This window comes from Longispora fulva (genome assembly GCF_015751905.1).
Lineage (GTDB): Bacteria > Actinomycetota > Actinomycetes > Mycobacteriales > Micromonosporaceae > Longispora > Longispora fulva.
Genome location: NZ_JADOUF010000001.1, coordinates 7,997,501 through 8,019,363, shown reverse-complemented (window position 1 = coordinate 8,019,363; position 21,863 = coordinate 7,997,501). Strand labels below are relative to the sequence as shown.

Annotated in this window: 17 protein-coding genes and 2 rRNA genes (1 of these 19 cut by a window edge); 6 read left to right on the top strand and 13 right to left on the bottom strand. The window is 69.4% G+C overall.

Translation table 11 applies throughout. From position 1 onward, the window contains the following. Window positions 1-23 precede the first annotated feature (23 nt). The 6 genes from tkt (at window position 24) to pgl (ending at window position 8,175) form a co-directional block, all read left to right on the top strand. Complete coding sequence (gene tkt, locus IW245_RS37175) at window positions 24-2,081, top strand: transketolase (protein ID WP_197007747.1); 2,058 nt, start codon at window positions 24-26, stop codon at window positions 2,079-2,081. A gap of 3 nt (window positions 2,082-2,084) precedes the next feature. Continuing rightward, on the top strand, window positions 2,085-3,176 hold the full coding sequence (tal, locus tag IW245_RS37170; protein WP_197007746.1) for a transaldolase: 1,092 nt from the start codon (window positions 2,085-2,087) through the stop codon (window positions 3,174-3,176). Continuing rightward, the gene (locus IW245_RS37165; RefSeq protein WP_197007745.1) at window positions 3,173-4,726 is read left to right on the top strand and encodes a phosphoglucose isomerase-related protein; all 1,554 of its coding nucleotides are present in this window, start codon (window positions 3,173-3,175) and stop codon (window positions 4,724-4,726) included. The genes tal and IW245_RS37165 overlap by 4 nt, the downstream gene beginning before the upstream one ends. Next, window positions 4,723-6,240 (top strand): glucose-6-phosphate dehydrogenase, encoded by a 1,518-nt coding sequence (zwf, locus tag IW245_RS37160; RefSeq protein WP_197007744.1) that lies wholly within the window; start codon window positions 4,723-4,725, stop codon window positions 6,238-6,240. Before IW245_RS37165 ends, zwf begins: the two co-directional genes overlap by 4 nt. A gap of 99 nt (window positions 6,241-6,339) precedes the next feature. Beyond that, a complete protein-coding gene (locus IW245_RS37155) occupies window positions 6,340-7,317 on the top strand; it encodes a glucose-6-phosphate dehydrogenase assembly protein OpcA (RefSeq protein WP_197007743.1) in 978 nt (325 codons plus the stop codon). A gap of 93 nt (window positions 7,318-7,410) precedes the next feature. Further along, window positions 7,411-8,175, top strand: coding sequence for a 6-phosphogluconolactonase (gene pgl / locus IW245_RS37150; protein ID WP_197007742.1), 765 nt, complete (start codon window positions 7,411-7,413; stop codon window positions 8,173-8,175). Window positions 8,176-8,341: 166 nt separating this feature from the next. Here the strand turns inward: pgl and IW245_RS37145 are convergent, their stop codons facing one another. The 13 genes from IW245_RS37145 to IW245_RS37085 form a co-directional block, all read right to left on the bottom strand. Next, window positions 8,342-8,713 (bottom strand): RNA polymerase-binding protein RbpA, encoded by a 372-nt coding sequence (locus tag IW245_RS37145; RefSeq protein ID WP_269215966.1) that lies wholly within the window; start codon window positions 8,711-8,713, stop codon window positions 8,342-8,344. Between the two features lie 139 nt (window positions 8,714-8,852). Continuing rightward, entirely contained in the window at window positions 8,853-9,095 is a 243-nt protein-coding gene (gene secG, locus IW245_RS37140; protein WP_197007740.1) for a preprotein translocase subunit SecG, read from the bottom strand. Between the two features lie 65 nt (window positions 9,096-9,160). After that, window positions 9,161-10,843, bottom strand: a complete 1,683-nt coding sequence (locus IW245_RS37135; protein WP_197007739.1) for an ABC transporter substrate-binding protein — start codon at window positions 10,841-10,843, stop codon at window positions 9,161-9,163. A gap of 277 nt (window positions 10,844-11,120) precedes the next feature. Then, window positions 11,121-11,906 carry a triose-phosphate isomerase gene (tpiA, locus tag IW245_RS37130; protein ID WP_197007738.1) on the bottom strand — a complete coding sequence of 262 codons (786 nt, stop codon included), beginning with the start codon at window positions 11,904-11,906 and terminating at the stop codon, window positions 11,121-11,123. Then, on the bottom strand, window positions 11,899-13,080 hold the full coding sequence (locus tag IW245_RS37125) for a phosphoglycerate kinase (RefSeq protein ID WP_197007737.1): 1,182 nt from the start codon (window positions 13,078-13,080) through the stop codon (window positions 11,899-11,901). The genes tpiA and IW245_RS37125 overlap by 8 nt, the downstream gene beginning before the upstream one ends. A 4-nt stretch (window positions 13,081-13,084) precedes the next feature. Next, window positions 13,085-14,080: a type I glyceraldehyde-3-phosphate dehydrogenase gene (gene gap, locus IW245_RS37120; RefSeq protein ID WP_197007736.1), complete on the bottom strand. Its 996-nt coding sequence runs from the start codon at window positions 14,078-14,080 to the stop codon at window positions 13,085-13,087. Between the two features lie 295 nt (window positions 14,081-14,375). Beyond that, a complete protein-coding gene (gene whiA, locus IW245_RS37115; RefSeq protein ID WP_197007735.1) occupies window positions 14,376-15,362 on the bottom strand; it encodes a DNA-binding protein WhiA in 987 nt (328 codons plus the stop codon). Further along, complete coding sequence (locus tag IW245_RS37110) at window positions 15,334-16,317, bottom strand: gluconeogenesis factor YvcK family protein (protein WP_197007734.1); 984 nt, start codon at window positions 16,315-16,317, stop codon at window positions 15,334-15,336. The genes whiA and IW245_RS37110 overlap by 29 nt, the downstream gene beginning before the upstream one ends. Next, window positions 16,314-17,186, bottom strand: a complete 873-nt coding sequence (gene rapZ, locus IW245_RS37105; RefSeq protein ID WP_197007733.1) for an RNase adapter RapZ — start codon at window positions 17,184-17,186, stop codon at window positions 16,314-16,316. The genes IW245_RS37110 and rapZ overlap by 4 nt, the downstream gene beginning before the upstream one ends. After that, window positions 17,183-19,180 (bottom strand): excinuclease ABC subunit UvrC, encoded by a 1,998-nt coding sequence (gene uvrC / locus IW245_RS37100; RefSeq protein WP_197007732.1) that lies wholly within the window; start codon window positions 19,178-19,180, stop codon window positions 17,183-17,185. Before uvrC ends, rapZ begins: the two co-directional genes overlap by 4 nt. A gap of 21 nt (window positions 19,181-19,201) precedes the next feature. Beyond that, window positions 19,202-19,651 (bottom strand): Rieske (2Fe-2S) protein, encoded by a 450-nt coding sequence (locus IW245_RS37095; RefSeq protein ID WP_197007731.1) that lies wholly within the window; start codon window positions 19,649-19,651, stop codon window positions 19,202-19,204. Between the two features lie 127 nt (window positions 19,652-19,778). Continuing rightward, window positions 19,779-19,895: ribosomal RNA gene (rrf, locus tag IW245_RS37090) — 5S ribosomal RNA — on the bottom strand. Window positions 19,896-20,021: 126 nt separating this feature from the next. Continuing rightward, window positions 20,022-21,863: ribosomal RNA gene (locus IW245_RS37085) — 23S ribosomal RNA — on the bottom strand; it runs 1,269 nt beyond the window's last position.

The following is a 21,863-nucleotide window of genomic DNA, read 5'->3' as shown; positions in this document are numbered from 1 at the left end:
CGGGATATGAGGGGCTTGGAATCGTGACTCTGGACTGGTCCGACCTCGACCGTCGTGCGGTGGATACGACGCGGGTACTGGCGATCGACGCGGTGGAGCGGGCGGGCAACGGGCATCCGGGCACAGCGATGAGCCTGGCCCCTGCGGCATTCCTGCTGTTCAACAAGGTGATGCGGCACGACCCGGCCGATCCGGCGTGGGCGGGCAGGGACCGTTTCGTCCTGTCCTGCGGGCACTCGTCCCTGACGCTGTACATCCAGCTGTACCTGTCCGGTTACGGGCTGACGCTCGAGGACCTGGAGCAGCTGCGCCAGTGGGGCTCGCTGACCCCGGGCCACCCGGAGCACGGGCACACCGCCGGCGTCGAGACCACCACCGGCCCGCTCGGCCAGGGTCTGGCCAACGCGGTCGGGATGGCGATGGCCGCCCGGCGCGAGCGCGGCCTGTTCGACCCCGAGGCCGCCCCGGGCGCCAGCCCGTTCGACCACGACATCTGGGTGTTCGCCTCCGACGGCGACCTGGAGGAGGGCGTCACCTCCGAGGCCAGTTCCCTCGCCGGCCACCAGAAGCTCGGCAACCTGTGCGTGGTCTGGGACGACAACGAGATCTCGATCGAGGGCGACACGCACATCGCGTTCTCCGAGGACGTGTGCGCGCGGTACGAGGCGTACGGCTGGCACGTGCAACGGGTCGACTGGCTCAAGACCGGCGAGTACCACGAGGACGTGGCCGCCCTGTTCGCCGCGCTGGAGGCCGCTAAGAGCGAGACCGGCAAGCCGTCCTTCATCGCGCTGCGGACGATCATCGGCTGGCCCGCGCCGAAGAAGCAGAACACCTACGCCGCGCACGGCTCGGCGCTCGGCGCCGAGGAGGCCGCCGCGACCAAGAAGGTGCTCGGGTTCGACCCGACCCGGTCGTTCGTCGTCGCCGACGACGTCCTCGCGCACGCCCGCACGGTCAACGACCGGGCGAAGGCCGCCCGCGCCGAGTGGCAGGAGTCGTTCGACGCCTGGGCCGCGGCGAACCCGGAGCGGCACGCGCTGTTCGAGCGGCTCGCCCGCAAGGAGCTGCCGGCCGGCTGGACGGACAAGCTCCCGACGTTCCCCGCCGACCCGAAGGGCCAGGCCACCCGGGTCGCGTCCGGCAAGGTGCTCAACGCCCTCGCCGAGACGCTGCCCGAGCTGTGGGGCGGCTCGGCCGACCTCGCCGGCAGCAACAACACGACGATGGACGGCGCGCAGTCGTTCGTCCCGGCGGAGTTCGCAACGAAGGACTACCCGGGCAACGAGTACGGCCGCACGCTGCACTTCGGCATCCGCGAGCACGCCATGGGCTCGATCCTCAACGGCATCGCGCTGCACGGCGGCACCCGGCCGTACGGCGGCACGTTCCTGGTGTTCAGCGACTACATGCGCCCGGCCGTCCGGCTCGCGGCGCTGATGAAGCTGCCCACGATCTACGTCTGGACGCACGACTCCATCGGCCTCGGCGAGGACGGCCCGACCCACCAGCCGATCGAGCACCTGGCCGCACTGCGGGCCATCCCCGGCCTCGACGTGGTCCGCCCCGCCGACGCCAACGAGACCGCCGTCGCGTGGCGCAAGGCCCTCGAGCACACCGACCGGCCGACCGCCCTGGCCCTGACCCGGCAGAACGTGCCGACCCTGGACCCGGAGGCCGCGGCGGACGCCGACAAGGGCGGGTACGTGCTCGCCGACGGCACCGACGTGATCATCATGGCCACCGGTTCCGAGGTGCAGCTCGCCGTCGGCGCCCGCGAGGTGCTGGCCGCCGAGGGGATCAGCGCCCGGGTCGTGTCCGTGCCCTGCCAGGAGTGGTTCGACGCCCAGCCGGTGGAGTACCGCAACCACGTGCTGCCGCCTGCCGTGCGGGCCCGGGTCAGCGTCGAGGCCGGGATCGCCATGCCGTGGCGGCACCTGGTCGGCGACGCCGGCGAGTCGGTGAGCATCGAGCACTTCGGGGCAAGCGCCCCGTACCAGACGCTGTTCGAGAAGTTCGGTTTCACCGTCGACAACGTCGTCGCGGCGGCCCGCAGGACCCTCGCCCGAGTGAAGGGATAAGTCATGTCCGACAAACTCGCCGAACTGACCACGGCCGGCGTCGCGGTGTGGCTGGACGACCTCTCCCGCGAACGGCTCGCGTCCGGCAGCCTGGACCGGCTGCGCCGCGAGGACCACGTCAGCGGGGTCACCAGCAACCCGACCATCTTCGCCAAGGCCCTGGCCGAGGGCTCGGACTACGCCGAGCAGGTCAAGGACCTGGCCACCCGGGGGCTCTCCGTCGAGGAGGCCACCCGGATGCTGACCACCTACGACGTGCGCTGGGCGTGCGACGTGATGCGGCCGGCGTTCGACACCTCCCACGGGCTCGACGGCCGGGTGTCGATCGAGGTCGACCCGCGGCTGGCCGACCGGACGGCGGAGACGATCGCCGAGGCCAAAGGCCTGTGGTGGCTGGTGGACCGGGAGAACCTGTTCATCAAGATCCCGGCGACCCTGGCCGGGCTGCCGGCGATCACGGCCACGCTCGCGGCCGGCATCTCGGTGAACGTGACGCTGATCTTCAGCCTGGACCGGTACAAGGGCGTGATGGACGCGTTCCTGGCCGGCCTGGAGCAGGCTCGCGCGAACGGCCACGACGTGTCCAAGATCGCGTCGGTCGCGTCGTTCTTCGTGTCCCGGGTGGACACCGAGATCGACAAGCGGCTCGGTGACGGCCACCCGCTCGCAGGCAAGGCCGCGGTTGCCAACGCCCGGCTCGCGTACGAGGCCTACGAGCACGTCTTCGCCTCCGCGCGCTGGCAGGCGCTCGCCGACGCCGGGGCCCGTCCCCAGCGGCCACTGTGGGCGTCCACGGGCGTGAAGAACCCGGCCTACTCGGACGTGATGTACGTGGCGGACCTGGTCGCCCCCGGTACCGTGAACACCATGCCCCAGGCGACCATGGAGGCCTTCGCCGACCACGGCGTGACCCTCCCGGACACGATCACCGGCCACTACGCCGACGCCAAGCAGGTGATGGCCGACATCGCGGCGGCCGGCGTCGACTACGACGACGTGGTCGACCACCTCGAGCGCGACGGCGTGGTGAAGTTCGAGACCAGCTGGAACGAGCTCCTCGCCAGCGTCGAGGCCCAGCTCAAGGCCGCGCGTTGATCGCCGGCGGCGGGCTGACCGTCCGCGGTTCCGTCGACGCGGGGGGCGTGCTGGCCGCGCTCACGGCCGAGGATGTGCCGGCGCTGCTCGCCGCCGGCGACGCCACCCTGTGGGGCCCTGAGGCCGAGCCCGAGGCGAGCATCCGCCTCGGCTGGCTGAAGGTGCTCGAAGCGTCCCAGCAGCTCGTCGACCGGCTGGCGAAGCTGCGCGCGGAGCTGCTGGCCGACGGGCTCGACCACGTCGTGCTCGCCGGGATGGGCGGCTCCTCGCTCGCCCCGGAGGTCATCTGCCGGACCCTGGGCGTCGACCTGACCGTGCTGGACACCACCGACCCGGGCCAGGTCCGCGCGGCCGTGTCCGACCGGCTGGACCGCACGGTGCTGGTCGTGTCGAGCAAGTCCGGCGGGACGGTGGAGACCGACAGCCACCGCCGGGCGTACCTGGACGCGGGCCTGGACCCGGCGCGCCAGCTGATCGTGGTCACCGACCCGGGCTCCCCGCTCGAGGCCGCGGTGACCGGCGTGGCCCGTGAGGTCTTCCTCGCGGACCCGACCGTCGGCGGGCGCTACTCGGCGCTCACCGCGTTCGGCCTGGTGCCCTCGGCGTTGGCCGGCGTGGACGTGTCCGAGCTCCTCGCGGAGGCCGCTGCGCTGCACGCGACCCTGGCCGACCCGGCGGGCCCGGCGACGGCCCTGGGCGCGATCCTGGGCGCCGCGGCGCTGGCCGGCCGGGACAAGCTCGCGATCGCCGACGACGGCAGCGGCATCGTCGGCCTCGGCGACTGGATCGAGCAGCTGATCGCGGAGTCGACCGGCAAGGCCGGCGTCGGCATCCTGCCCGTGGTCCTGGAGAGCCCGACGGCTCCCGTGGCCGGCGGTCCGGACGTGCTGCGCTGCACGGTCGGCGGGGCGATGAGCAGCGGTTCCTTCCTCAGCGGCGGCCTGGCGGCCCCGGAGCTGAGCGTGTCGGGCGGGCTCGGCGCGCACTTCCTGGCCTGGGAATTCGCCACGGCCCTCGCTGGCCGGGTGCTGGTGATCAACCCGTTCGACCAGCCGAACGTGCAGGAGAGCAAGGACAACACGAACCGTCTGCTGGCCTCCGGGCTGCCGACCGAGAAGGCGTCGTCGGTCGACGGGGCCGTCGAGGTGTACGGGGACATGGAAGCCTTCTTCCACGGCGTCGGCGACGACAACTACGTCGCAGTGCTCGCCTACCTCGACCGGCACGCCGACGCCGACGCGGAGAAGCTGCGCGCGCTGATCGCGGAGCGCACCGGGCGGCCGGTCACCTTCGGGTGGGGGCCGCGGTTCCTGCACTCGACCGGGCAGTACCACAAGGGCGGGCCGGCGAAGGGCGTGTTCCTGCAGATCACGGGGGCCGTGGCCGAGGATCTGCCGATCGGCGGCAAGGAGTACACCTTCGGGGCGTTGCAGGCGGCCCAGGCCGCCGGTGACCGCGAGGCGCTGGCCCAGCGGGACCGCCCGGTGCTGCACCTGCACCTGACCGACCGCGCCGCCGGCATCGCGCAGCTCCTGGCGGCGCTGCGGTGACCAACCCCCTTCGCGACCCGCAGGACCGGCGGCTGCCGAGGATCCCGGAGCCCTGCGCCCTGGTGATCTTCGGCGTCACCGGCGACCTGTCACGCAAGAAACTGATCCCCGCGGTGTACGACCTGGCGAACCGGGGGCTGCTGCCCCCGGGCTTCGTCGTGCTCGGCTTCGCCCGGCGCGACTGGGGCGACGGCGACTTCGAGGAACTGGCCCGCAAGTCGGCCCAGCAGCACGCCAGGACCCCGTGGCGGGACGAGGTGTGGTCCAGGCTGGTCGGCAACATCAAGTTCGTGGGCGGCTCGTTCGACGACGACGTGGCGTTCGACCACCTGGCCGAGACCCTCGACGAGCTGCGCGCCACGCACGGCATCCCGGGCAACGCCGCGTTCTACCTGTCGATCCCGCCGCCGGCGTTCCCGATGGTGCTCAAGCAGCTCGAGCGCACCGGGATGGCGAACAACAACGTGTCCGGCGGCTGGCGCCGGGTCGTGGTGGAGAAGCCGTTCGGCAACGACCTGGAGTCGGCCAAGGCGCTCAACGACCTGGTCGACGACGTGTTCACCGGGCACGACGTGTTCCGGATCGACCACTACCTCGGCAAGGAGACGGTCCAGAACATCCTGGCGCTGCGCTTCGCCAACTCGCTGTTCGAGCCCGTGTGGAACTCGCACTACGTGGACTCGGTGCAGATCACGATGGCCGAGGACGTCGGGATCGGTTCGCGGGCCGGGTTCTACGACACGGCCGGCGCCGCCCGCGACGTGCTGCAGAACCACCTGCTGCAGCTGCTGGCGCTGACCGCGATGGAGGAGCCGACGAGTTTCGACTCCGAGGAGATCCGGACCGAGAAGCTCAAGGTGCTCCGGGCGATCACCCTGCCGGAGGACCTGGAATCGCACGCGATCCGGGGCCAGTACGTGCAGGGCTGGGTCGCCGGCCAGCGCGCGGACGGCTACCACCAGGAGGAGAACGTCCCGCAGGACTCCACGACGGAGACGTACGCCGCAGTGCAGCTCAACATCAAGAACCGGCGCTGGGCTGGCGTGCCGTTCCACCTGCGGACCGGGAAGCGGATGCCGCGGCGGGTCACCGAGATCGCCGTGCTGTTCAAGAAGGCCCCGCACCTGCCGTTCGACGCGGCGGACGTGGAGATGCTCGGCAACAACCAGCTCGTGATCCGGGTGCAGCCCGACGAGGGGCTGATGCTCAAGTTCGGCTCCAAGGTGCCGGGGACGGCGATGGAGCTGCGGGACATCGCGATGGACTTCCAGTACGGCGAGGCGTTCACCGAGTCCAGCCCCGAGGCCTACGAGCGCCTGGTTCTCGACGTGCTGATCGGCGACAAGACGCTGTTCCCGGACGCGGCCGAGGTGGAGGCGTCCTGGCGGGTGATCGATCCGCTGGAGGAGTTCTGGGCGGGGACGAAGCCGCACACCTACCGGGCCGGCGAGTGGGGCCCGCGCGCCGCCGACGAGATGCTGGCCCGTACCGGACGCCAGTGGAGGCGGGCATGACGAGGCTCAGGGGGACATGGGCATGAGCGAGCGCCAGCGAGCGGTCAGGAAGCTCTGCCGCGTGCGCGATCTCGCGGGCGCGACCGAAGGGAGGCCCGCGTGATCGCGCTGTGGGACACCACGGGCATCGACGTCGTCAAGGCCCTCGCCGCCGAGCGGCGCAGCGCCGGCGGCCTGACCAGTGGTCTCGCGTTGACGCTGATCGCCGTCGTGGACGAGAAACACGTCCGCGAGGCCGAGGCGGCGGCGACGATCGCCGCGCAGCAGCACCCGTGCCGGCTGCTCATCATCGTCCGCCGGGACGTGCTGAACCCGAACTCCCGGCTCGACGCGGAGATCGTGGTCGGCGGCCGGCTCGGGCCGTGCGAGGCCATCGTGATGCGGATGCACGGCCGGCTGGCCCTGCACGCCGAGTCGGTGGCCATGCCGCTGCTGGCCCCGGACGTCCCGGTGGTCACGTGGTGGCACTGCGACCCGCCGGAGGGCATCGCCTACGACCCGTTGGGGGTGGTGGCGGACCGGCGGATCAGCGACGCGTACCTGTCGGCGGATCCGACGCTCGCGGTGAAGCAGCGGGCCGACGACTACGCGCCGGGCGACACGGATCTGGCGTGGACCCGGCTCACCCCGTGGCGCACCCTGGTCGCCGGCGCGTTCGAGGCGGCACCGGCACCGGCGGCCAGCATCGCGATCGGCGCGCCGGTGGGCGACCCGAGCGCGACCCTGCTGGCCGGCTGGCTCAAGGCCCGGCTCGGGGTGACCCCGACGGTCACGCCGGCGTCCGAGCTGGCGTCCGTGGCGGTCACCCTCGCCAACGGCGACCAGATGGCGCTGGAGAAGCACGGCACCACGGCGGTGCTGCGCCGGACCGGTTACCCGGACCGGACCCTGCCGCTGATGGCCCGGCCCCTCGGCGAGGAGCTGGCCGAGGAGCTGCGCCGGATCGACGCGGACCAGCCCTACGCTGCGGCGTTGGAGGCGGCCACCGGCATCCGGGGCCTCAGCGAGCGCTCGCCGACTCGGGTGCACATCTGGCACGACCCGGCGCTCTCGGAGCCAGAGGAAGAACCGGTCTAGACCCTTTTTCGTGTACGCCCCCGCCGCCCTCCGGTTCATCGTCGAACCCGGGCGGCGGTCGCGATTTTCCGTGGTTCCCGAGAGGAGCGACCTGTGACAGGCAGCGTTGTCGTGCACTCCGACCCCGAGGTGCTCGCCCAGGCCGTGGCGGCCCGGCTGATCACCCGGCTGATCGACGCCCAGGCGGCCCGCGGCGTGGCCTCGGTGGTGCTCACTGGCGGCCGGGTCGCCGCCGCCGTGTACGCGGCGGTCCGCGACAGCCCGGCCCGGGACGCGATCGACTGGTCCCGGGTGGACGTGTGGTGGGGCGACGAGCGGTTCCTGCCCGGCGGTGACCCGGAGCGCAACGAGACCCAGGCCCGCGCGGCCCTGTTGGACTCGGTGCCCCTCGACCCGGCCCGGATGCACCCGATGCCGGCGACCGACGGTCCGGACGGCGCGGACCCGGAGGCCGGCGCCGCCCGGTACGCCGAGCTGCTCGGCCGCTCCGGCCACCCCCAGGAGCTCCCGCACTTCGACGTCCTCCTGCTGGGCGTCGGCGAGGACGGCCACATCGCCTCGGTGTTCCCCGAGGCGCCGGCCACCCACGACCGCCGGACGGTCACGGCGGTCCGGGGCGCCCCGAAGCCGCCGCCGATCCGGGTCACGCTCACCCCGTCGGCCGTCAACACCGCCGAGGAGGTGTGGTTGATCGCCGCGGGCGACGGCAAGGCCGACGCGGTCGGCATGGCCCTGCACGGCGCTGGGCCGGTGCAGATCCCGGCGGCCGGGGTCCGGGGCGTCAACCGCACCCTGTGGCTGCTGGACGAGGCGGCGGCGTCCCGCCTAGAACCCAGCTACCGCTCTCTGCTGCGTTGAGGCCGGCTGAGAACTAATCTGGACTGCGCACAGAGAGCTAGCTAACGAAAGGCCGGTCCGCAGGGCGCTGCCCTAGCGGACCGGCCTTTCGCTTGCCAGATTCGCCCTCAGCCGGCCACCGGCCTTAGATCAAGGGCCTTGGACCAAGAGCCTTAGGTCAAGGGCTTTAGCCGGCGCGTAGCTGCCTCAAACGTGCCAACGCCTCGGCGAGAATGACCTCGCCTTCGGCGTCACTGCGTCGCTCCTTCACATACGCCAGATGTGTCTTGTACGGCTCCGTCCGCTGCCGGTCCGGCGGGTGCTCCCGGTCCTGTCCAGCGGGGAGCCCACAACGGGGGCAGTCCCACGTATCGGGCTCCAGGACCTCGGCGGAGAAGGCCGCCTCGGTCTCGTGTCCGTTGGCGCACCAGTACGAGACCCGGTGGCGCGGGGCCGGCTGGCCACGCTCCGCCAGGCTCATCGGCCCTGAGCCGACCCTGGTGCCTCTGATGGCGCTTCCGCTCGCCACGGCTGCTCCTGTCGTCGGGGGGTACGACATAGCGAATACACGTGCGCGCGGTCCGTAATCGGACCGCGCGCATGAGTCTAAACAACCGAAGCGGTTATGGATATATGTCCAGACGACCGATGTGAGGTGTCCAGACGACCGTTGTGCGTCGACGAGGGCGTCGTCGCAGCTAGGAGCCGGAGTTGGCCTTGATCAGGAGCCCGAGGCCGACGATCGAGGCGAGCCACAGCAGGCCGGCCAGGATCGTGTACCGGTCGAGGTTCTTCTCCGCCACCGACGACCCGGTGAGGGTGCTCGCCGCACCGCCGCCGAACATGGTCGACAGACCGCCGCCCTTGCCGCGGTGCAGCAGGATGAGCAGCGTCAAGATGATGCTGGTGACGATCAGCACACCTGCGAATACGTAAGCCATCTGGGGGGAAGTCCTCTCGAGTCCAACAAAACCGAACCAAGGATAGCCGGCGGGGCCACTGCCTACTAGCCCACCCACATCGCCGAGATGTCCGCTTCACCGAAGGCCGGGTGCATGAAGGCATTGTGCACCTTGCTGCCGTACATCCGGAGGACCTTGGGGTGGATGACCGGGATGATCGGCGCCTTCTTCTGGATCTCCTCGTCGAGGTCGCCCCACATGACCTGCTGCTTGTCGAGGTTCGACTCCGCCATCGCCGCGTCGATCTTCTTGTTGATGTCCGGGTCGTTGAGCTGGGCGAAGTTGTAGTTGCCCGACGTGTTGCGGTCCTTGGGGATGGTCCGGCCGTCGAAGTTCGGCTGGATCACGCTGGACCCGCCCGGCCAGTCCGGCAGCCAGGTCCCGACGGTCAGGTCGCCCTGCTTGTTCGGGGTGCCGGCCGTCGTGTAATAGCCCCGGGCCGGGAACGGCTCCAGCTTGACCGTGATGTCGATCAGCGCGAACGCCTCGACCACGGTCGACATGGCCCGCTGCCAGCGCTTGGTGTCCTGGAAGTTCGCCGAGAGGGTCTTGGCGCAGGGCTTGCCGTCCTTGGCCGCCTGCTCCATCAGGGCCCGCGCCTTCTCGGGCGCGCCCTCCTCGGAGGCGTCCACGCCGAACACGTCGAACTTCTTGTACGCCTTGAGGTCCGGCGGGATCATCGTCGTCGCGTAGTCGCCGAAGATCGAGCCGCCGAGCATGCCCCGGAACCGGCGCTTGTTGAAGGCCAGGATCAGTGCCTGCCGACAGCGCGGATCGGTGACCTTGGTGGTATTGATGCCGATGTACGCCGTACCCGGGATCGCCCCCGACATCGCGCGCTTGGACAGGTCGGCGTCGTTGACGATCTGCTGGACGAAGTTGGGGGTCGCGTCCGTCTGCAGCGCGATCGAGGTCTTCGACTCGCCCTGATCCTTGATCAGCTCGTCGGTGACCTCTTCGTCCTGGTTCTCCCGGATGATCAGATTGATCTTGTCCGGGTACGCCTTGCGGACGCCGTCCGTGCTCGGGTTCCAGTGCGGGTTGCGCTCCAGCACCATCGGCCCGCCCTTGCCGTCGAACTGCTGGGCGATCTTGTAGGGCCCGCTGGCGAACGGCCGGTTCGTGTAGTTGGCCTTCGTGTCCTGCTCCGGCGGCACCGGGCTCCACACGGGCATCGTCAGCGAGTAGGGGAAGTCGCCCACCGGCAGCTTCAGGATGAACTTGATCGTGCTCTCGTTGAGGCACTGGATCGAGGACAGGCCGGCGCCGTTGTTGTTCTTGTTGACGTAGGGACCCTTGTAGTTCTCCGAGTTCGCCAGGTACTGCGACGGGTACGTCGGCCCGTTCGTGTACTCCTTGGCGAACCGCCGCTCGATGCCGTACTTCACGTGCGCGCACGTGATCGGCGAGCCGTCCTCCCAGGTCACACCCTTCTTCAGGGTGAACTCCCACACCTTGCCGCCCTCGCTGGGCCGGCCGAGGTCCGTGGCCAGGTCGGGGACGATCTCGGAGCCCTCGGCGCCGCCGGCGTCCTTGAAGGTGGTCAGGGTCCGGTCGATCAACCGGCTGATGTTCATGGCCGTGGTCAGGTACACCTGGGTCGGGTCGAGGAAGTCCGGCTGGGCCCTCAGGATCAGGTTGAGCGTCCCGCCCGCCTGCGGCTTGACCTCTGCCGGGGCGGCCTTCTCGCCGTCGGGGGTGCACGCGGCGGACAGCGCGAGTGTCACCGCCACGATGCCGGCGAACGCTGCGCGCCGCGCTCGGCGCGGTGTACCCGTGAGAGGGGTGCCGTGGTGCATCGTCATCCTCGGGGTGGTTTCAGGGGCGGCGCGGAACGACCCGCTCGAGACACTGTAGGGGCACCTGAGGCATGGAGAAAACCCACCCTGAGTACCAGCTTCGAATCGTGACCGCCCGGACGCTGTACGCGTCCGGGCGGTCACGGAGAGTTACCATTCTCACCCGTGCTTACAGCTTTCGCACAGGTCATGGGCACAACTCTGACTACACGCTGACATGCTCCGGGAACCGGCAGATCCGCGCGAACTCCTCCGCGTCGATGCTCGCCCCGCCCACCAGCGCGCCGTCCACGTCCGGCTGGTCCATGATGCCCGCGATGTTCGCGGACTTCACCGAACCGCCGTAGAGGACCCTGGTCGCACCGGCCAGCTCGGCGCCGTACAGCTCCGCCAACTGGGCCCGCAGCGCCGCCACGACCTCCTGGGCGTTCTCCGGGGTGGCCGTGCGGCCGGTCCCGATCGCCCAGATCGGCTCGTACGCCACGACGAGCTTCGCCGCCTGCTCGGCGGTGACCCCGTCGAGGGCCGCCGCCAGCTGGGCGGTGGTGTGCGCCACGTGCGCGCCGGCCTCGCGGACGTCCAGGCCCTCGCCCACGCACAGGATCGGCGTGATCTTGTGCTTGATCGCCGCCTTCACCTTGCTGTTGACGACCGCGTCGTCCTCCTGGTGGTACTGCCGGCGCTCGGAGTGCCCGACGACCACGTAGGAGCAGCCCAGCTTCGCGAGCATCACCCCGGAGACGTCCCCGGTGTAGGCGCCCGAGTCGAACGGGGACACGTCCTGCGCCCCGTAGCCGAGGAGCAGCTTGTCCGCGTCGATCAGCGTCTGCACGCTGCGCAGGTCCACGAACGGCGGCAGCACGACGACCTCCACGGCCGTGAGCTGCTTCTCCGTGAGGCTGAAGGCCAGCTTCTGGGTCAGTGCGATGGCCTCGAGGTGGTTGAGGTTCATCTTCCAGTTGCCGGCGATCAGCGGACGACGCTCAGACATCCAGGGCCTCCAGGCCGGGCAGGGTCTTGCCTTCGAGGTACTCCAGCGACGCGCCGCCACCGGTCGAGATGTGCCCGAACGCCGACTCGTCGAGCCCCAGGGCCCGCACCGCCGCCGCGGAGTCCCCGCCGCCGACGACCCCGAGGCCGTCGATCTTCGTCAGCGCCTCGGCCACCGCCCGGGTGCCCGCCGCGAACGGGGCCAGCTCGAACACGCCCATCGGCCCGTTCCAGAAGACGGTGTGCGCGCCGAGCACCTCGGCCGCGAAGGCCGCGCCCGACTCGGGGCCGATGTCCAGGCCCAGCCAGTTCTCCGGGATCCCGTCGACCGGTACCGTGCGGACAGCAGCGTCGGCCGCGAACTTGTCCGCGACCACCACGTCCGTCGGCAGCACGATCTTGCCCGTGGCCAGCAGTTCCCGGCAGGCGTCGAGCTGGTCGGCCTCCAGCAGCGAGGCCCCGATCTCGTGGCCCTGCGCCTTGAAGAACGTGAAGCACATGCCCCCGCCGACCAGCAGCCGGTCCACCTTGGGCAGCAGGCTGGAGATGACGGCCAGCTTGTCGGAGACCTTCGCCCCGCCGAGCACGACCACGTACGGCCGCTCAGGGCTCTCCGTCAGGCGCTGGAGCACCTCGACCTCGCGGAGCACCAGCCCACCGGCGTACGCCGGCAGCAGCCCCGCGATGTCCACCACACTGGCGTGCTTGCGGTGCACGGCCCCGAAGGCGTCGTCGACATAGGCGTCCGCGAAAGACGCCAGCTCGGCGGCGAAGGCGCCCCGGACCGCGTCGTCCTTACTGGTCTCGCCGGCGTTGAACCGCAGGTTCTCCAGCAGGGCGAGCTGACCGTCGGCCAGGCCCGCCACGGCGTCGCGCGCGGAGTCCCCGACCGTGTCGGTCGCGAACGCCACCGGAGCACCTAGCAGCTCAGCGAGCCGGGCAGAGACCGGGCGCAGCGAGAACTTGTCCTCGGGAGCACCCTTCGGGCGGCCCAGGTGCGAGATCAGCACCACCCGTGCGCCCGCCGACAGCAGCGCCGTCAAGGTCGGCAACGCGGCCCGGATCCGGCCGTCGTCGGTGATGCGGTCGCCGTCGAGCGGAACGTTGAGGTCGGCGCGTACCAGTACGCGCCGACCCGTCACGCCCTCGGCCAGAAGATCGTCGAGGGTACGCATCCGACTAGCCGACCAGCTTCACCAGGTCGACGAGGCGGTTGGAGTAGCCCCACTCGTTGTCGTACCAGCCGACGACCTTGACCTGGTCGCCGATGACCTTCGTCAGGCCCGAGTCGAAGATGCACGACGCCGGGTCGGTGACGATGTCGGAGGAGACGATCGGGTCCTCGGTGTAGACCAGGATGCCCTTCAGCGCGCCCTCGGCGGCGGCCTTGATCGCGGCGTTGACCTCCTCCACGGAGGTCTCGCGGTTGGCCGTGAAGGTCAGGTCCGTGGCCGAACCGGTCGGGATCGGCACCCGCAGCGCGAAGCCGTCCAGCTTGCCCTTGAGCTCCGGGAGGACCAGGCCGATGGCCTTCGCCGCGCCGGTACCCGTCGGAACGATGTTGAGGGCGGCGGCGCGGGCCCGACGCAGGTCCGAGTGCGGACCGTCCTGCAGGTTCTGGTCCTGGGTGTACGCGTGGATCGTCGTCATCAGACCCTGCTTGATGCCGATGGTGTCGTTGAGCACCTTCGCCATCGGGGCCAGGCAGTTCGTGGTGCACGACGCGTTCGAGATGATCTTGTGCTCGTCGGCGTTGTACAGCTCGTGGTTCACGCCCATCACGATCGTGATGTCCTCGTTCTTGGCCGGAGCCGAGATGATGACCTTCTTCGCACCGTTGTCGATGTGCGTCTTCGCCTTGAGGCCGTCGGTGAAGAAACCGGTCGACTCGATGACGATGTCCGCGCCGATGTCGCCCCAGTTGAGGTTCGCCGGGTCGCGCTCGGCGAACGCCTTCATGGTCTTGCCGCCGACGGTGATCTCGTCCGAGGACGCCTTCACCTCGAGGCCCAGGCGGCCGAGGATGCTGTCGTACTTCAGCAGGTGCGCCAGCGTCGCGTTGTCGGTCAGGTCGTTGACGCCGACGATCTCGATGTCCGCGCCCGACGCGAGAACCGCGCGGTAGAAGTTACGGCCGATCCGGCCAAATCCGTTGATGCCAACCCGGATGGTCACAGGTTCCATCTCCTCGCCGCTCGAGCCGGCGCAGCTCGCGCCGGCGAAGGTAGCCACTGACCCGGCCATGGGTGCGCGGCCGGGATAACGCTCCCGGCCTCGTCGCCGAACACCCCGACCCTATCGGAGGCCCGGTCCGGGGTGTCGCGCGGCTGTCCGGGTGCCCACACCCTGGCAAACCAGACCCTTTTCCGGGTACGGCGAAGCCCGGCGGCCCGCCCGGATCAGCCGTCCGCCCAGCTCCCCGCGTCGGCAGCTCCGCACGGGGCCGGGCGGCGACCGACGGCCCCCCGGCTCAGACGTCCACCGACAGCATGTCCGGGGTGACCGCCGACTCCGTGTCGGGAATCCCCAGGTCACGGGCCCGCTTGTCCGCCAGCGCCAGCAGCCGGCGAATCCGGCCGGCGATCGCGTCCTTCGTCAGCGGCGGCTCGGCGAGCGCGCCCAACTCCTCCAGCGACGCCTGCCGGTGGTCCAGCCGCAGCCGGCCGGCGGCGATCAGGTGCCCCGGGGACTCGTCCTCGAGGATCTCCAACGCCCGGGTCACCCTGGCCGCCGCCGCCACGGCCGCGCGCGCCGACCGGCGCAGGTTCGCGTCGTCGAAGTTCGCCAACCGGTTCGCCGTGGCCCGGACCTCACGCCGGACCCGGCGCTCCTCCCAGGTCAGCACGCTGCTGTGCGCGCCGAGCCGGGTGAGCAGCATCCCGATCGCGTCGCCGTCCTTGATCACGACCCGGTCCACGCCCCGCACCTCGCGGGCCTTGGCCGTCACGCCGATCCGCCGGGCGGCCCCGACCAGTGCCAGCGCCGACTCCGGCCCCGGGCAGGTGATCTCCATCGCCGAGGACCGGCCCGGCTCCGTCAGGGAACCGTGCGCCAGGAACGCGCCCCGCCACGCCGCGATCGCGCAGCACACCCCGGCGGAGACCACGTGCGGCGGCAGGCCGCGGACCGGCCGGCCCCGCACGTCCAGCAGGCCCGTCTGCCGGGCGAGGGACTCCCCGTCCTTCACGACCCGGACGATGTAGTGGCTGCCCTTGCGCAGGCCGCCGGATGCCAGGACGTGGATCTCGCTCGGGTAGCCGTAGACCTCCGCGACGTCCCGGCGCAGCCGTCGGGCCACCGCCCCGGTGTCCAGCTCCGCCTCGACGACCACCCGACCGCTGACGATGTGCAACCCGCCCGCGAACCGCAACAGGGCAGCCATCTCGGCCTTGCGGCAGCAGGGCTTCGGTACGTCAACGCGGCTCAGCTCATCCTTGACCGCGGCTGTCATCGCCATCGTGTCGCCCACCTCGTGTGCTGCGGGCCCCAGGGGAGCCCAGAATCGGTTGCAGGGCCGCGGCCAGCGCGGCGGGATCGTGCCGTGGGGTGTCTTCGTCGACCGCTACCGGCGCGAGCACCAGGCGTGCGCCGAGCGCCGCGGCCGCGCGTTCCACCGGACCGGGATCCCCCACGGCCCGGTCATCGGCGAGAACCACATCCACCCGCAACTCCGGCATGTACGACATCAACGCGGCGAGGTGGTCCGCATGGGACAGCCCCGCCGTCTCCTTCTCGGCTGCCAGGTTCAACGCGACGAGCCGCCGCGCGTCACTGGCGACGATGGCCCGGCGTAACTCGGGCACCAGCAGATGCGGGATCACGCTCGTGAACCAGGAGCCGGGTCCGAAGACCAACCAGTCGGCGACACCCACCGCCTCCAGCACCTCGGCGCAGGCCGGCGGGGACACCGGAAGCAGTCGGACCTCCCGGACGTCGCCCGGGGTGACCGCCACCTCGTGCTGCCCCCGGACCGTGACCACCTCTCCGTCGACCAGGACCTGCGCCTCGATCTCCAGCGCCGTCCGGGTCATCGGCAGCACCCGGCCGCACGCGTCGACGAGCCCGGCCGCGTGGTCAAGTGCCGCCACGGGGTCACCGAGCAGCTCCATGAGTCCAACGAGCATCAGGTTCCCGACGGTGTGCCCTGCGAGCGGATCAACGCCGGCGAACCGGTGCTGCAACAGCTCCGCCGTCAGAGCCTGCTCGTCACCGGCCAGCGCCGCCAGGGCCTGGCGCAGATCACCCGGCGGCAGCGAGCCCCGCTCGGCGCGCAGCCGGCCGGAGGAACCGCCGTCGTCGGCGACCGTCACCACGGCCGTGATGTCCAGTTTCAGGTCGTCGCGCATGGCCCGCAGCGCGCGCAGGGAGGCACTGAGCCCGTGTCCGCCGCCGAAGGCGACCACCCGGATCACTCGCGCCCCAGATCCCGGTGCTGGGCGTGGGCCGACAGCCCCGCTCCCCGCAGCCGCTGGGCGAGCTCCTCGGAGATGGCGACGCTGCGGTGCTTGCCGCCGGTGCAGCCGACCGCGACCGTGAGGTAACGCTTGCCCTCCCGCTCGAAGCCCGGCACCGTGCCCTCCAGCAGCCGCGCGTACCCGCCGACGAACTCCTCCGCACCCGGCTGACCGAGCACGTAGTCACTGACCGGCTCGTCACGCCCGTTGCGTTCCCGCAGCTCCGGCACCCAGAACGGGTTGGGCAGGAACCGCGCGTCCAGCACGAAATCCGCGTCCACAGGCAGCCCGTACTTGAACCCGAACGACAGCACCGTCACCCGCAGCTGCCGCTGGTCCGGGGCGGCGAACAGCTCCTCGACCCGGGCCCGGAGCTGGTTGACGTTGAGGTGCGAGGTGTCGATCAGCACGTCGGCGTGCTCGCGGGCCTCGGCGAGCAGCAGCCGCTCGGCCTCGATCCCGTCGGACAACCGACCGGTCCCCTGCAACGGGTGCGACCGGCGCACACTCTCGAACCGGCGCACGAGCACGTCGGGATCGGAGTCCACGAAGACGACCTTCGGCCGGAAGCCCCGCTCCCGCAGGTCCCGCACCGCACCGGTCAGGTCGGTCGAGAACGCCCGGCTCCGCACGTCCAGGACCATCCCGGTCCGGCGCGCCGGCTCGCCGGCCTCGAACGCCAACTCCGCCATCGGCACGAGCATCGTCTGCGGCAGGTTGTCGACCACGTAGTAGCCGACGTTCTCCAGGGCCCGCGCCACGGTACTCCGCCCACCGCCCGACACCCCGGTGACAATCACCAGGTCCAGGTCACCGCGCTCCGTCACGCTCCCCCCTCGTCTCCGGTCCTCGATCCGCCAGTGTCCCCCGCCCCCTCACCAGGGGTTTCGGCACCCCCTGGGTCACTCGTCACGGTCGTGGGGTTACTCTCCGCACCAGCGAGGCTGGCGAGCACCGCCTCCGCCGTCCGGGGCCCGATCCCGGGCACCTCACTGATCTCCACGAGGCTCGCAGCGGCCAGCTTCCTCAACGAGCCGAACCGTTTCAGCAACGCCTTCTTCCGGATCTCGCCGAGCCCCGGGATCGTGTCCAGCGCCGAGGCCGTCATCCGCTTCGAACGCCGCTCCCGGTGGAACGTGATCGCGAACCGGTGCGCCTCGTCCCGCAACCGTTGCAGAAGATAGAGGCCTTCCGAGGTACGCGGCAGGATCACCGGATACTCGTCATCCGGCAGCCACACCTCCTCCAGCCGCTTGGCCAGCCCGCACACCGCGACGTCCGTGACGCCCATCCCGGCCAGGGTCTCCGCCGCAGCCCCCACCTGGGGAGCGCCACCGTCGACCACGACCAGCTGCGGCGGGTACGCGAACCCCTTCCGCGCCGGCCCCACCGCCAGCTCCTCGACCGTCCCGTCGCCCGCCGGCCCGGCCTTGTCGCCGCGCTGGGCGAACCGCCGCCGCAACACCTCCGACATGGCCGACAGGTCATCGGTCGCGCCCCGGATGATGAACCGCCGGTACTCGCTCTTGCGCGCCACCCCGTCCTCGAACACCACCATGCTCGCGACCACGTCCGTACCCTGCAGCTGCGACACGTCGTAGCACTCGATCCGCAGCGGCGACGTATCCAGCGACAGCGCGTCGGTCAGCTCTTCGAGGGCCTTGCCCCGCAGGCTCAGGTCCCCGGCCCGACGCAGCTTGTGCTGGGCCAGGGCCTGCTCGGCGTTGCGGGTCACGGTCTCCAGGAACGCCCGCTTGTCGCCGCGCTGAGGAATCTTCAGCTGCACCTTCGAGCCGCGCAGCCCGGACAGCCACGCGGCCAGCGCCGGCGCGTCGGACGGGAGCTCGGGCACCAGCACCTCGCGCGGCGGGTCGCCGCCGTCCCCGTACACCTGGGTGCAGAAGCTGTGCACCAGCGCGCCCGGGTCCAGGTCCTCGACCTTCTCCACGATCCAGCCGCGCTGACCCCGCACCCGGCCGTCGCGGACGTGGAACACCTGCACCGCAGCCTGCAACGGGTCCTCCGCGAACGCCACCACGTCCGCGTCGGTCGCCTCGTCGAACACGACGGCCTGCTTCTCCATCGCCTTGCGCAACGCCGTCAGGTCGTCGCGGAGCCGGGCAGCACGCTCGAACTCCAACTCCTCCGCGGCCTCGTTCATCTCCCGCTCCACCTTGCGGAGCAGCGGATCGGTGTTGCCGGCCATGAAGTCGCAGAAGTCGTTCACGATCTGCCGGTGCTCGTCGGCGGACACCCGGCCCACGCACGGCGCCGCACACTTCCCGATGTACCCCAGCAGACACGGCCGGTCGATCTTCCGGGCCCGCGCGAAGACCCCCTTCGAGCACGTCCGCGCGGGGAACACCCGCAGCAACAGGTCCAGGGTCTCCCGGATCGCCCAGGCGTGGGAGTAGGGCCCGAAGTAGCGGACACCCTTGCGCTTCGCTTCGCGAAGAACCAGCAGCCGGGGGTACTCCTCGTCCAGCGTCACCGCCAGATACGGATAGGTCTTGTCATCCCGGTACCGCACGTTGAACCGCGGATCGAACTCCTTGATCCAGGCATACTCCAACTGCAGCGCCTCGACCTCGGTGTTCACCACCGCCCACTCCACCCGGGCGGCGGTGGTGACCATCTGGAACGTCCGCGGATGCAACGTCAACGGATCCGCGAAGTACGAACTCAACCGGCTGCGCAGGTTCTTCGCCTTGCCGACGTAGATCACCTTGCCGGCGGGGTCGAAGAACCGGTACACGCCCGGTGTGACGGGAATCGTCCCCGGGGCGGGACGATAGGTCAGGACAGTCGACGAATCCGGCACCGTAGAAGACTAGCCCCGAGATCACTCTCTGGCGATGTCGTCCCCGGTGATCTTCAACAGCACCGGGTTCAGCCCCTTCGTCGCAGGCCCCCGGACCAACGACCCGTCCTCCGCCTTGAACTGCGACCCGTGCCCCGGGCACGTGATCACACCGTTCTCCGGCGCTTCCACTGTGGTGCCCTGGTGTGGGCACCGGGCGCTGAAGCCCTTGATCACACCGGCCTGGGGCTGGACAAGCAGCACACCGCTGACGACCTTGCCGCCACCGACCGGAATCTCCGAAGCCTTCGCCAACACCCCCGACGCCGCCGAGGTGGCCCCGCCCTGCGCCGGAGCGGTCGTGCTCTTCGCCTCGGGGGTCGCGGGATCCGACCCGCCACACGCCGCCAGCAACGCCGCCGCCCCGACCCCACCGGCCCCCACGAACAACGCCCGCCGGCACAGCCCGAACTGTTCTCGAGTCTCAGTCATGTCCACGAGCATGCCCGGGCACGGCACGGCACCGCCAGTCTTCTTACCGAATACACAGCAAAGCCATAGGGAGCGGAAATAGACGAAGGCCCAACCCTTTTCAGGGTTGGGCCTTCGCTAAAAGTGTGTCCGGCGGCGTCCTACTCTCCCACCCCGTCCCCAGGGCAGTACCATCGGCGCTGAAGGGCTTAGCTTCCGGGTTCGGAATGTTGCCGGGCGTTTCCCCTTCGCTATGACCGCCGTAACTCTCTCAGAACAACAATCCTCCGGATGGGAAACCTACCGGGATGTGCTCCTGGCATGATCTCAACCGTCTGGGGGTTGTTTTCTGTGAACCGTATAGTGGACGCGACTTATTTGCTTTGGTGTGGTGGTGAAGTCCTCGGCCTATTAGTACCAGTCAACTGAACCCGTTACCGGGCTTACATTTCTGGCCTATCAACCCAGTCGTCTAGCTGGGGGCCTTAACCCTCTAGGGGTGGGATACCTCATCTTGAAGCAGGCTTCCCGCTTAGATGCTTTCAGCGGTTATCCCTTCCGAACGTAGCTAACCAGCCGTGCTCCTGGCGGAACAACTGGCACACCAGAGGTTCGTCCGTCCCGGTCCTCTCGTACTAGGGACAGCCCTTCTCAAGTATCCTACGCGCACGGCGGATAGGGACCGAACTGTCTCACGACGTTCTAAACCCAGCTCGCGTACCGCTTTAATGGGCGAACAGCCCAACCCTTGGGACCTACTCCAGCCCCAGGATGCGACGAGCCGACATCGAGGTGCCAAACCATCCCGTCGATATGGACTCTTGGGGAAGATCAGCCTGTTATCCCCGGGGTACCTTTTATCCGATGAGCGACACCGCTTCCACATGCGAGTGCCGGATCACTAGTCCCGACTTTCGTCCCTGCTCGACCTGTCAGTCTCACAGTCAAGCTCCCTTGTGCACTTGCACTCAACACCTGATTGCCAACCAGGCTGAGGGAACCTTTGGGCGCCTCCGTTACATTTTGGGAGGCAACCGCCCCAGTTAAACTACCCACCAGACACTGTCCCTGAACCGGATCACGGTCCGAGGTTAGATACCCAAATCAACCAGAGTGGTATTTCAACGTTGACTCCACGAACACTGGCGTGCCCGCTTCACAGTCTCCCACCTATCCTACACAAGTTAATTCAAATACCAATGTCAAGCTATAGTGAAGGTCCCGGGGTCTTTCCGTCCTGCCGCGCGTAACGAGCATCTTTACTCGTACTGCAATTTCGCCGGGCCTGTGGTTGAGACAGTGGGGAAGTCGTTACGCCATTCGTGCAGGTCGGAACTTACCCGACAAGGAATTTCGCTACCTTAGGATGGTTATAGTTACCACCGCCGTTTACTGGCGCTTAAGTTCTCAGCTTCACCCCGAAGGATTAACCGGTCCCCTTAACGTTCCAGCACCGGGCAGGCGTCAGTCCGTATACATCGTCTTACGACTTCGCACGGACCTGTGTTTTTAGTAAACAGTCGCTTCCCCCTGGTCTCTGCGGCCATACAACGCTCCCCCAGCAAGTGGGATCACGTCTCCGGCCCCCCTTCTCCCGAAGTTACGGGGGTAATTTGCCGAGTTCCTTAACCACAGTTCACCCGATCGCCTTGGTATTCTCTACCTGACCACCTGTGTCGGTTTGGGGTACGGGCCGCTCGAAACTCGCTAGAGGCTTTTCTCGGCAGCATAGGATCATCCACTTCACCATAATCGGCTCGGCATCACCTCTCAGGCTGTATGAGACACGGATTTGCCTATGTCTCGCCCTACAGGCTTACCCCGGGACAACCACCGCCCGGGCTGGACTACCTTCCTGCGTCACCCCATCGCTCACCTACTACCCCCCAAGTTCCCAGCCCCATCAACCTCACCCCGAAGGGATCCGTCTCAGGAGGTGGTTAGTACAGGAAGGTTCAGCGTTTGCGCTTCTTCGCGGGTACGGGAATATCAACCCGTTGTCCATCGACTACGCCTCTCGGCCTCGCCTTAGGTCCCGACTTACCCAGGGCAGATTAGCTTGACCCTGGAACCCTTGGTCATCCGGCGGCAGGGTTTCTCACCCTGCATTCGCTACTCATGCCTGCATTCTCACTCGTGTGGCGTCCACAACTGGTTCACACCGCTGCTTCACTCGCCACACGACGCTCCCCTACCCACCCACACACCTGGACCCTTACGGGCCGGGCTATTG

Excerpts from the sequence above, each read along its gene's own strand:
- IW245_RS37125 (WP_197007737.1), bottom strand. The coding sequence starts at position 13,080 with ATGCGTACCCTCGACGATCTTCTGGCCGAGGGCGTGACGGGTCGGCGC.
- tpiA (WP_197007738.1), bottom strand. The coding sequence starts at position 11,906 with ATGTCTGAGCGTCGTCCGCTGATCGCCGGCAACTGGAAGATGAACCTC.
- IW245_RS37145 (WP_269215966.1), bottom strand. The coding sequence starts at position 8,713 with ATGTCGTACCCCCCGACGACAGGAGCAGCCGTGGCGAGCGGAAGCGCC.
- whiA (WP_197007735.1), bottom strand. The coding sequence starts at position 15,362 with ATGGCGATGACAGCCGCGGTCAAGGATGAGCTGAGCCGCGTTGACGTA.
- secG (WP_197007740.1), bottom strand. The coding sequence starts at position 9,095 with ATGGCTTACGTATTCGCAGGTGTGCTGATCGTCACCAGCATCATCTTG.
- IW245_RS37095 (WP_197007731.1), bottom strand. The coding sequence starts at position 19,651 with ATGACTGAGACTCGAGAACAGTTCGGGCTGTGCCGGCGGGCGTTGTTC.
- tal (WP_197007746.1), top strand. The coding sequence starts at position 2,085 with ATGTCCGACAAACTCGCCGAACTGACCACGGCCGGCGTCGCGGTGTGG.